Source organism: Candidatus Frankia alpina (assembly GCF_902806485.1).
Lineage (GTDB): Bacteria > Actinomycetota > Actinomycetes > Frankiales > Frankiaceae > Frankia > Frankia alpina.
In genome coordinates, this window is sequence record NZ_CADCWT010000178.1 from 1 (window position 1) to 10,280 (window position 10,280).

A 10,280-nucleotide genomic window follows, 5' to 3' on the forward strand; every position below is an offset into this window, starting at 1 on the left:
CAACACCACATTGATGTCACGCAAAGCGACGAAACGTTACCGGGAAAGGCTCACTGTCCGGCGACCGTGGCAGCGGTCTCCCGTCCGCCGCGGCGGTACGCGGCACCGGCTGCGGGCAACGACGCCGTTGCGGCGTCTACGGGCCGTTGCGGGTGCTGTCGCCGTCGTCGTCGGGTTACCGCTCGCGGTAACCCGACGACCGGGACTCTGCACAGCTGCGCCACGTCGAACGATCTTCCGGGGGCCGGCACGCTGCGCCTCACCGACTCGAACGCGGGTCGGACCGGCGGGATGTGTCGTAGGTCTTACCCCGGGAGCCGCCTACGCCTCCAGCCCCACCCACCAGATCGCCGGCACCTACACCGGAACGCTCACCCACTCGGTCGCCTGACCAGGCCGATCGAGCCCGGCGCGGGAGGTGAGGCATCGATCAGGGGATGAGCCGATCAGGGGATGAGCTCGGCCAGCCGGCTCGACGCTAATCGATCCAGGCCGCCCACAGGGCGCTGATGGGCAGCGCCCAGATGCGGTCGTCGAGGTCGAAAGGCATCGGACCGGTGTGGAACACGACCCCGGCGCGGAAATCCTCACCGAGTTGATCACGTAGCCACACGAGGTGGCGGGCGTCCCGAGCGGACGGCGCCGACGATGCCTTGATTTCCATGGCAATCACCTGACCTCCACCGAGGTCGATGATGACATCGACCTCCTGCTGGTCCCGGGAGCGGAGATGATGCAGCCGGGCACGCGGATGGAGAAGAGTCACCTCCGGCCGCAGCTGGGCGACAACGAAGGTGTCGAGCATCCGGCCGAGCAGATCCCCGTCCCGCAGGACGCTGCGCTCATCGACCCGGGCGGCGGCCAGCGCGAGCGCAGGATCGGTCAGGTACCGCTTCGCCCGCTTGGTCAGTCTGTTCAACCGGTTCGTCGACCACGCCGGAACGAGATCGATCAGATAAAGAGCAGCCAGGATCCGACCGTAGGCATCCGCGGTCCGCTGGTTGATGCCGGCGGCCTGGTAGATCGCGCCGTCGGCGGGGAGCCCGGCCGTCGAGAGCCCGAGGACCTCCAGGTAACGGCGCAGTCGGACAGGATCCCGCTGCTCCCCCGCGGCAATTACGTCCCGGGTGACGACATGATCGATGTACGCGTCCAGCCAGGCGAGCCGCCCGGGTGTGCTCAGGTTCAGCGCGGCCTCGGGGAAACCGCTGCACAGCGCCAGGTCGACATAGTCGTCCAGGCTCGGGGGCGGGCCGGAGACCCGTAGACGGGAGAGATCGGAGTTGAGGAGCAGGTCGATCAGGCCTGGTTGACCGACGGAACCGGAGATCTCCCGCTCGGTGAGCCCATGTAGCACCAATCGGACGACGCGCCCTGTTCCAGGCCACTGGCGGGTGGTGAAGTCGGCTTCGACGCTGCCCGTGAGGAGAAAACGACCGGGGCGGGGATCGTCGTCGACCGCGCGCTTGACCGCGCCCAGGATCGCCGGCACCTCCTGCCATTCGTCGAGAAGGACGGGCTCATGCGCGCGGCGCAGCGCCGCGTCCGGACTCGCGGCCACCGCCGCGGCCACCGCAGGGTCATCCAGCCGCAGGATGTCGCCGGCGATCCGCCGGGCCGAGGTCGTCTTCCCTGCCGCACGCGGGCCCGTGACCATGACAGCGGGCAGCTCGGCAAGCAGGCTGGCCAGCAGCCCGTCGGCGATCCGCGGCACGTACCCTGACGTGGCCATACAGCAACACTACAAGGTCCGCGAAGTCAGCAGTACATATTCTGTGGTCGTTTCAGTACATATTCTGCGGCCCGATCGGGCGGACGGAATCGATCCCGGTCGGAGCCGTGTCTCCCGAGCGGACGCCCCACGACACGCTGACGTGCACTCCACAGCGATGTGGTAACTCTCTGTAATCATCGGCCAAGTGCTCCGGGTGGGACCCCGGAGCTCGGTGGTCCGGACCGGGATTCCGGGTGCGCATCGCTGCGGCGTGCGTCCCTTCGCGCTCGGACGCAGTTCCGCCAGCCATTGCGCCGACTCGTCGTCAGACGCGCTGTTGGCGCGCTCAATCAGGTTGTCATCGGGGCCCGGGGAGTCAGCGTGTCCAGCACGGTCAGGTTCAGACGACGGCTCAGCTCCAGACGATCCCGCTCCAGCCCGGCCAGAACATCCTCGACCTGACCGGGACCCAGCTCTCCGCGCTGCAGAACTCAACCCCGCGCCCGGCAGCGTCCAGCCCTCCGCCGCCACCACCACACCGGTCATCAACGTCGCGGTGTCGGGGAACTACACCTGGACGGTCCCGAACGTGAGCTGGCAGGGCAACGTCGTCACGCGCACCCTGGACGAGGGCAGCGCGGCCGGCGCGAACGGCGGCGAGATCCACTACGCGCCGTTCAGCAACCTGGTGACCTGCCAATCCGGCACCCCGACGCCGTCGATCTCGCTGACGAAGTCGGTGGCCCAGACCTCGTTCACCGGGACCGGCCAGCCGCTGAACTACTCCTACCTGGTGACGAACTCCGGCAACACCACCCTGACCGGCGTCGCCGTGGCCGACGCGCTGGCCGGGGTGGTCGTCAACCACGCCACCGCGAGCGGCACCACGCCCACCGGCACGCCGGTGACGTCGACCCCATTCACGACGACGACGCGACTGGTGCGCAACCCGGCCGGTCCCGGCTTCCCCTTCATCATCTTCCCGTTCCGGCCGCCGGACGGCTTCGACCGGCCCTTCGATCACCGGCCGGATGACGACTCACCCGTGACCGGGGTGGGGGTCGCAGGAGTCGGCGTAGTGGGCAGCCGCCGAGGCCGATCCCCTGACGGCCCCGCCTGTCCACCGACCCAGCGCCGGGCGGGGCGCCAGGCGCACGGATGGCCGACCGCCCGTCGTCACGGGCCGGCTACGACTCCGGCCGGCGTGCCGGCTCGCCGCAGCCGGGCTCCGGCGCGAGGACCCCGCGGAGCAGGACGTGCACGATGTCGTCAGCGCTCACGGCGTCGCCGCGCAGCCGGGCGGTCGACCACATCAACTCCTGCAGCAGCCGGCGCAGGCCGGTGGCCGCGAACCGCGGGGAGATGCGCCCGGCGGTGATGGCCGCGTCGATGGTCCGATCCCAGAGCTCATCATGGGCAACCGCATGGTCGCGGACCTGGGTGAGTAGCGGCGACGCCGCGACATGTGCCCGGTCGCGGTAGTAGATCCGCGCGGCGTCCCGGTAGTGGCCCAGGTTGTCGAGCGTCGCCCGGATCATCGCCTCGAGCCGGTCGACGGGCTCCAGCGAGGCGTCGCGGATGGCGTCGTAGAGACCGGTGATGTGCGCATCGCTGCGGACCAGGATGGCGGCGACGAGCTCGTCCTTCGACGCGAAGTGATGGTAGAGACTGGCGGCCTGCATGCCGCAGGCGTCGGCGATGACGCGCATCGTCGTGGCCTCGACGCCTCGCTCGGCGAACAGGCGGGCGCTTTCCCGCAGCACCGCGTCACGCTTGTTCGCCCGGCCCGTCCCCTGGCTCACCGCTGGGCTCGCCCTGCCTCGGTGCCTGTCCACTTGGAGGCTTGCCGAAGGTGTGTTTCCGCTCCGGCTAGCACCCTAACAATCGTTAGGCTACTGTCGTCGGCGAGCCGCCGGCGCGTGCTGGCCGCGAATGTCAGGAGGCCGGCGCGACTGCCCGTGCGAGGTCGTGGGGAGCCGAGCCGAGGACTGCTGAGCACCGGAGGGATGATCATGTCAGCATCGGACGCCCGCAACACGGAGTTAAAGGACGACGACCGCGTCATCGCCTGGCTGGAGTCCCTGCTCGGCGGCCAGGTCGTGTCGTGGGAACGGCAGCCCAGATCGCGGCCCATGTGGTTCGTCGACATCGACCGCGGCGGCGCCACCGAACGCGCCGTCGTACGCGGCGAACGGTCCGACACGTCTCTGATCTTCCCTCTCGAACACGAGATGCTGTTCCAGCGACTTCTCGACGAGCACGGTATCCCGGTCCCCCGCGTGCACGGCTGGTGCGACGAACCGAGGGCGTACGCGATGGCCGCCGTCCCCGGCCGGCCCGACTTCGCCGGCACGACCGCCGAGCAGCGCCGCGTGGTGGTCGACGAGTACCTGCAGGCACTCGCGCGCATGCACCAGCTCCCGGTCGAGCCGTGCAAGGCCGCCGGGGTGATCTCCGGGACGTCGCCGAGCGACTCCGCGATGATCGGAGCGCGCCGGTTCGAAAAGCACTACCGGTCGATCAAGGTGCGCCCCGACCCGCTGATGGAGTTCGTCCTCGGCTGGCTGCGCCGCCACCCGCTGCCCGCCAGCGACCGGGAGGCACCCGTCGTCTGGGACTCCGGCCAGTTCCACCACGCCGACGGGCATCTCGTGGCCCTGGTCGACGTCGAAATCGGCCACCTCGGCGACCCGATGATGGACCTCGCGGCCTGGCGGATGCGGGAGACCGTCATCCCCTACGGCGACTTCACCACCCTCTACGACCGGTACGCCGACCTGACCGGCCGGCCCGTCGACCTCACCGCCATCCAGTGGCATCACCTGTTCTTCACCCTCACCAACCAGCTGTCCTTCCACGGCGCGCTCGCCCGCCCGATCCTGAACACCGACTACATGACCTACGCCCAGTGGGTCAGCGAGACGAACCTGCACGCCGTCGAGACCATGGCCGAATACCTGGGGATCGATCTCGAACCCGTCGAGATCCCCGAACCGGTCTCCTCACCCGTCTCCACCCCGCACGAACACCTGTCCCGGTCGTTGCGGTCGATCTCGGTCGACGATCCGTACGTCACCTACCAGATCCGCATCGCCTTCCGCCTGGCCCGCCGCCTCGAACGCTTCGACCAGATCGGCGCCGCCGTCACCGAGGCCGACCGGGAGGACCTCGCCCGGCTCGTCGGCCGCGCGCCGAAGAACTGGGACGACAGCGAGACACTGCTGGAGAACTTCGTCCTGGCCGACGAGGGACGCCACGACGCCGAACTCGTCGTCCTGTTCAACCGCCGCTGGCGGCGTTACAAGGCCCTGATGGGCCCCGCCGGCTCTGCCATGGCCAAACACCACACGATGCAGCCCCTCGGCCGCTGGCTGGGCTAACGTCACAGGCGTGAAAGTCGCGATGCTGGCGCCGGTGGCGTGGCGCACGCCGCCTCGGCACTACGGCCCGTGGGAGCAGATCGCCAGCCACCTCGCGGAGGGACTGGTCGCGCGCGGCGTCGATGTCACCCTGTTCGCGACGTTGGACTCGCGCACGGCCGGCAAGCTGGACGGCGTATGCCCCCACGGGTACGCCGAGGACCCGGCGCTCGACGGCCGGGTGTGGGAGGCGTTGCACGTGGCCCATGCGCTGGCCCGCTCCGGTGAATTCGACCTCGTGCACAATCATCTTGACTGGCTGCCGCTGGCGTTCGCGGCCCATGCCCGGGCACCGATAGTCACGACGGTCCACGGATTCTCGGACCCGCGGATCGTCCCCGCCTACAGCCGGGCGGCGTCCGCCTACGTTTCCATCTCCGATGCCGATCGCAGCCCGGAGCTGGACTATGTCGCGACGGTGCACCACGGCATCGACCTGGCCGCCCTTCCGTTCTCGGCGGCCGGCGGGGAGGATCTGGTGGTACTCGGCCGGATCCATCCCGACAAGGGCACCGCGGCGGCCATCGAGATCGCCCGGATCGCCGGCCGGCGGCTGGTGATCTGCGGAATCGTCCAGGACGAGCGTTACTTCGCCGAGCAGGTGCTGCCCCACGTCGACGGGGACGCGGTGAGCTACCTCGGGCCGGTGGGGCCGTCCCGGCGCGCCGAGGTGCTGGGATCCGCCGCGGCGCTGCTCCATCCGATCGCGTTCGACGAACCGTTCGGCCTGGCGGTCGTGGAGGCGATGGCCTGCGGCACGCCGGTCGTCACCTACCCGCGCGGAGCCATGCCGGAGATCGTCGACGAGGCGGTGACCGGGTTCCTCGTCGACGGCCCGGCGGCGGCCGCCGCCGCGGTGGATCGGGCCGCCGGCCTCGACCGCGCCGCGTGCCGGGCCACGGCGAGCCGGCGGTTCTCGACGGCTCGTATGGTCACCGACTATCTCGCCGTCTACGGACGCATCCTCGCGAGCAGGGCATCGACGGACACGCTTGCCATCCCGACCCGGGAGTCACCGATCCCGTAGGGCAGCCACAGCCGGCCGTCGTGGATCAGCCCGCCGCAGGAGTAGACGACGTTGGGGACGTAGCCTTCGGCCTCGGTCCCGGTCGGGGTGAGCAGCGGCTCGGGCAGTGCCGCGACCACGATGGACGGGTCTTCCAGGTCGAGCAGGATCGCTCCCACGGTGTAGGTGCGCATCGGCCCGACGCCATGGGTGAGGACAAGCCAGCCCGCCGACGTCTCGATGGGTGAACCGCAGTTGCCGACCTGGATGAGTTCGAAGATCGCCCTCGGCTCGTGGACCGGGCGGAACGGTTCCCAGACCAGCCCGTCCTCGGAGACTGTCAGCCCGGTGGTCTCCCCGTCGGATCGGCAGAGCGCGAGGTGACGGCCGCCGACGAGCCGGGGGAACAGCGCCATCCCCTTGTTCCGGGCTGCCTGGCCGGTGAGCGGAGAGGTCGTGAACATCCGCAGGTCGGGGCTGGTGAGCAGCCTCGGCAGGACGTCGGTGCCGTCGTAGGCCGTGTAGGTCGCCCGGTAGTCGACGGCCCCGTCCGGCGCGGTGAAACGGACGAACCGCGCATCTTCCATTCCCTTGCTCTCGCTGGCGACGGTGCGCCACAGCACCCGCTGCGCCAGCGCGCTGTCCGCCGGAAACTCGACTCTTCGCAGCGTTCCGGCGACGGACCGGATCCCGGCCAGGATGCCGGCGGCCTGGGGACGACGCAGGAGATCCGCAGGCATGCGGGCGAAGGCCTGTTCGAGGTCACCGCCGACCAGGCTTCCGTCGAGGGCGTCGAGGACGTCGAGGACAGAACGCGTCACCTCGTCGTCGAGGCCATGGTCTGCGAGCAGGGCGCGTAGCCGACCACGCTCCCAGGCCACCGGTACGGCCAGGCCCGTGGTGAGCGGGCCGGTGCGTGGCTCCAGCCGCACCGTCGGACCCGGACCGATCACGCCGACCGCGAAGCCGATCGAGGACAGGTGCCCTTCGCCGACGGCGCGCAGGCTGAGCACCAGGCGCAGCGCGCCGGCCGGCAGCCCCGACTGGTCGGGATGCGCGACCGCCGACGGATTCGTGACGGCCGCCCCCTCCACCACGTACTCGGCGGTGAAGCACGCACCGAGCAGCAGCGTGCGCGACGGCGAGAGCTCCGTCGGCGCCCGGACCCGAGGCGCCACGATCGCGGCGTGCCGCGTCAGGGTGCCCTGGTAGTCCCGGTGGCGGGGCTCGAACCGGGCAAGCAGGGCGGCCACGAGGCCGGCGACCTCGTCGTCGGTCAGGGCCAGCACCCTGGCCACGATGCCCGCGGCCCGGGAGTGCACCTCGCTGCCCTCCTCGCCGGGCAGGAACAGCTTCGCGATGACCCTGCCGGGGTCCGCGGCCAGCGTCAGTGGATGCCGGGTGACCAGGTCGGACTCAAGGGTCATGGTGCCTGACTCACGGGTCACGGGGTCCTTGGCGCGAGCAGGCGGCGAGCGTGCTGCGCTGTCGAGAGCAGGGCGAGGGTGGACTCCGCCCCCTGGTTGGCGTTGCATCCCTCGGGTTCGAGGCCGTCGTAGCAGCCGCCGGTCGCGACGTCGATCAGCGGCGTGCCGTTGTCGTTCTCACCGAGGAACCATCCGTGCGCCCGCCCGAGACCGGCCAGCCACCGGTTCTGACCGCTCGCCGCGTGGGCCCGCGCGCAGGCGTCCGCGATGGCCGCGGCCTCAATGGGCTGCTGATCGAAGCCGGGCCTGGGATCACCGCGGGGGCGCCGGCCGTCGACGGGGGTCGGTGACAGCGTCCCGCCCCGGGTCTCCACGTGGAGCAGCCAGGCCAGCAGCCGTAATCCGGTCGCGAGCGCCGTGGAGTCGGACAGGCACATGCCGGCAAGGATCAGCGCCTCCGGCACCGCCGCGTTGGCGTATCGCAGCGTGGGCTCGGGCCACGGCCACGCGGGATCGTCGCCGATCGGGCCGATCACGGTGACGGCATCTGTGAGCAGAGCACGGGCCGCGGTGTCGTCCGGGTGGGCGAGCAGCATCTCGCCGGCGCCGAGGGCGGCGAACGTCATGGCCCGCGGCCAGGGGGAACGCCGAGCGGCGCTGGCATGGAACCCGGTGCGGGCCAGCGCCCGCAGCCGCACGGTGGGCGCCAGGGCCGCCGCGGTGCCCAGCCCCCACAGGGCCCGGCCCCAGCAGTCGCCGACTTCGGGGTTGTCCAGCCAGCGGCCTTCGGTGTCCCGCCGGTTTACGACCGTCCCATCCGGTGCCTGGGCCGCCAGTACGAAGGTGAGATAGAGCTCGAGCAGTCGGATGAGCTCCAGCGGCGGCGACGGCTCGCGGGAAAGGACGACAAGCCCGCGCGCGACGTCATCCACGCAGTAGCCGTACCCCCGGCGTGGGATCGAGCCGAGAGCGTGCTCGAACAGGCCGATGTCGTCGCTGAGCCGGAAAAGATGATTGAACGAGATCGCAGTCGTCACCGGGTCGCCGTCGCCGTCACGGGCGTGGTCACGGGCGTGGTCACGGGCGTGGTCACGGGCGTGGTCACGGGCGTGGTCACCGTTCCGGGTGCCCGCTGGGGCACGGGCGCGATGCCCGGCCTGCTCCCGGTGCGGGCGGCCAACCCGGCTGCCAGCCCGCGGTAGCACTGGGCCACCGCGGGCCACAACAGCTCGGGTGCGTGGGCGGCGGCGGCGCTCGCCAACCCGCGGACGACGCCGTCATCGGTGATGATGCTGCGCACCGCCGCCGCGATCGCCGCCACATCACCATGCGGCACGAGCAGGCCGGCGCCGTCGCCGAGTAGTTCGACCGCGTGCGGGAAGCGGGTGGCGACGACGGGCCGCAGCGCCGCCACCGCCTCGATGAGGATGCCGGAGGTCACCTGGTCGACGGAGTCGTACGGCAGCAGGACGACGTCGGCACCGCTCACGAGCTCGGCAAGTGACCCTGCGTCGAGGTAGCGGTGGTCGAAGACGACCGATTCGGCCACGCCGAGCCGGTTGGCCAGCGCGGCAAGCCCGTCCCGGTACGCCTCGCCCTCCCGGGCGAGCACCTTGGGATGGGTCTGGCCCGCGACGAGGTAGCGCGGAGCCGGATCGAGGTCGGCCAACTCCGCCATCGCCGCGATGCCCCATTCGATGCCTTTGCCTGGGCCGAGCAGGCCCCAGGTGAGGACGGTCGGCCGGGCGAACCGCGCTGGCGCGGCGCGACCGTTGTCGGCCGCGCCGTGGGGGATCACCGAGATCCGGTGCGGGTGGACGTGGTACCCGTCGGCCAGCCGGGCCCGCGCGGTCTTGGTCATCACGACGACCGCGTCCGCGGACGCGACCAGCGCATCCATGACCTCGCGCTGGTGCGGGGTCGGGCTGACGAGCACGGTGTGCAGGACGACCATCACCGGCACTTCGAGGTTGTCGAGGACCTCGATCACTTCGTCGCCGTCCGGGCCACCGTAGACCCCGTACTCATGCTGCACGACCGCGACGTCGAAACCGTTCAGGAGCTGCGCCGCGCGGCGCGGGCCACCCGGGGTCCCGGCCACCAGATCCCCCACGACCACAGCCGGTCGCCGGCCGGGCCCCGCGGGTGCGTCGAGCAGCCGTACCACCCTGCTGGAGGCGCCGGGCGCTGTGCTGGTCAGTTCGTCCAGAAGGGCCGCCGTGAAGGTGGCGAGGCCGCACTGTGTCGGGGGGTAGGTGCTGAGAAAGCCGTAGCGAAGGGGCACGCAGGCCCACCTTCCGGTCGTTGCCGACACCGAGTCGGCCGGCGGGCACGCGAGCGCTGTGCTCACGCGGATGCGCAGTGCGGGCGGCAGCGCCGGTCAGAAACCCATACCCGCCATGGCCTCCGCGCCGTCCCCGGCGCCGGCGCCGACGGCCGACAGACGGTCCGCCACGACAACCTCGATGGTGAGGAACAGACCGGCGATCGACGCGGCGTTCTGCAGCGCCAAGCGGGTGACCTTCACCGGGTCGATGATGCCGGCGGCGATCAGGTCGACGTACTCGCCGGGGGCCGCGTTGAGGCCATGCCCGATCGGCAGGCCCCGAACCTTCTCGACCACCACACCACCCTCGAAGCCCGCGTTGCTCGCGATCTGGCGCAGCGGGGCGGCCAGCGCCAGCGCCACGATCCTCGCGCCGGTGGCCTCGTCA

At 71.0% G+C, this 10,280-nt stretch carries 9 protein-coding genes and 1 pseudogene; 3 read left to right on the top strand and 7 right to left on the bottom strand.

What is annotated here, in order from left to right; genetic code table 11:
- Nucleotides 1-478: 478 nt before the first annotated feature.
- Nucleotides 479-1,732 carry an ATP-binding protein gene (locus tag G6R25_RS17230; RefSeq protein WP_163553811.1) on the bottom strand — a complete coding sequence of 418 codons (1,254 nt, stop codon included), beginning with the start codon at nucleotides 1,730-1,732 and terminating at the stop codon, nucleotides 479-481.
- Nucleotides 1,733-2,453: 721 nt separating this feature from the next.
- On the opposite strand from G6R25_RS17230, the pseudogene G6R25_RS30695 reads away from it, so the two are divergent.
- Nucleotides 2,454-2,507 (top strand): annotated as a pseudogene (locus G6R25_RS30695) (hypothetical protein); the annotation flags it as partial.
- Here G6R25_RS30695 and G6R25_RS17235 read toward each other — a convergent pair.
- Nucleotides 2,501-2,689 carry a hypothetical protein gene (locus G6R25_RS17235; protein WP_161982931.1) on the bottom strand — a complete coding sequence of 63 codons (189 nt, stop codon included), beginning with the start codon at nucleotides 2,687-2,689 and terminating at the stop codon, nucleotides 2,501-2,503. The pseudogene G6R25_RS30695 and the gene G6R25_RS17235 sit on opposite strands and share 7 nt — an antisense overlap.
- A gap of 212 nt (nucleotides 2,690-2,901) precedes the next feature.
- Nucleotides 2,902-3,516, bottom strand: a complete 615-nt coding sequence (locus G6R25_RS17240) for a TetR/AcrR family transcriptional regulator (RefSeq protein WP_163553812.1) — start codon at nucleotides 3,514-3,516, stop codon at nucleotides 2,902-2,904.
- A gap of 210 nt (nucleotides 3,517-3,726) precedes the next feature.
- On the opposite strand from G6R25_RS17240, the gene G6R25_RS17245 reads away from it, so the two are divergent.
- On the top strand, nucleotides 3,727-5,094 hold the full coding sequence (locus G6R25_RS17245) for a phosphotransferase family protein (protein ID WP_163553813.1): 1,368 nt from the start codon (nucleotides 3,727-3,729) through the stop codon (nucleotides 5,092-5,094).
- Nucleotides 5,095-5,104: 10 nt separating this feature from the next.
- Nucleotides 5,105-6,160 (top strand): glycosyltransferase family 4 protein, encoded by a 1,056-nt coding sequence (locus G6R25_RS17250; protein WP_235948826.1) that lies wholly within the window; start codon nucleotides 5,105-5,107, stop codon nucleotides 6,158-6,160.
- Here G6R25_RS17250 and G6R25_RS17255 read toward each other — a convergent pair.
- The 4 genes from G6R25_RS17255 to G6R25_RS17270 all read right to left on the bottom strand — a co-directional run.
- A complete protein-coding gene (locus G6R25_RS17255) occupies nucleotides 6,085-7,587 on the bottom strand; it encodes a glycoside hydrolase family 130 protein (protein ID WP_235948829.1) in 1,503 nt (500 codons plus the stop codon). The genes G6R25_RS17250 and G6R25_RS17255 overlap by 76 nt on opposite strands.
- Complete coding sequence (locus G6R25_RS17260) at nucleotides 7,584-8,603, bottom strand: glycosyltransferase (RefSeq protein ID WP_163553814.1); 1,020 nt, start codon at nucleotides 8,601-8,603, stop codon at nucleotides 7,584-7,586. The genes G6R25_RS17255 and G6R25_RS17260 overlap by 4 nt, the downstream gene beginning before the upstream one ends.
- Nucleotides 8,600-9,850: a glycosyltransferase gene (locus G6R25_RS17265; protein WP_163553815.1), complete on the bottom strand. Its 1,251-nt coding sequence runs from the start codon at nucleotides 9,848-9,850 to the stop codon at nucleotides 8,600-8,602. The genes G6R25_RS17260 and G6R25_RS17265 overlap by 4 nt, the downstream gene beginning before the upstream one ends.
- A 96-nt stretch (nucleotides 9,851-9,946) precedes the next feature.
- On the bottom strand, nucleotides 9,947-10,280 hold a 334-nt coding region (locus tag G6R25_RS17270; RefSeq protein ID WP_272871459.1), incomplete at its 5' end, for a TCP-1/cpn60 chaperonin family protein.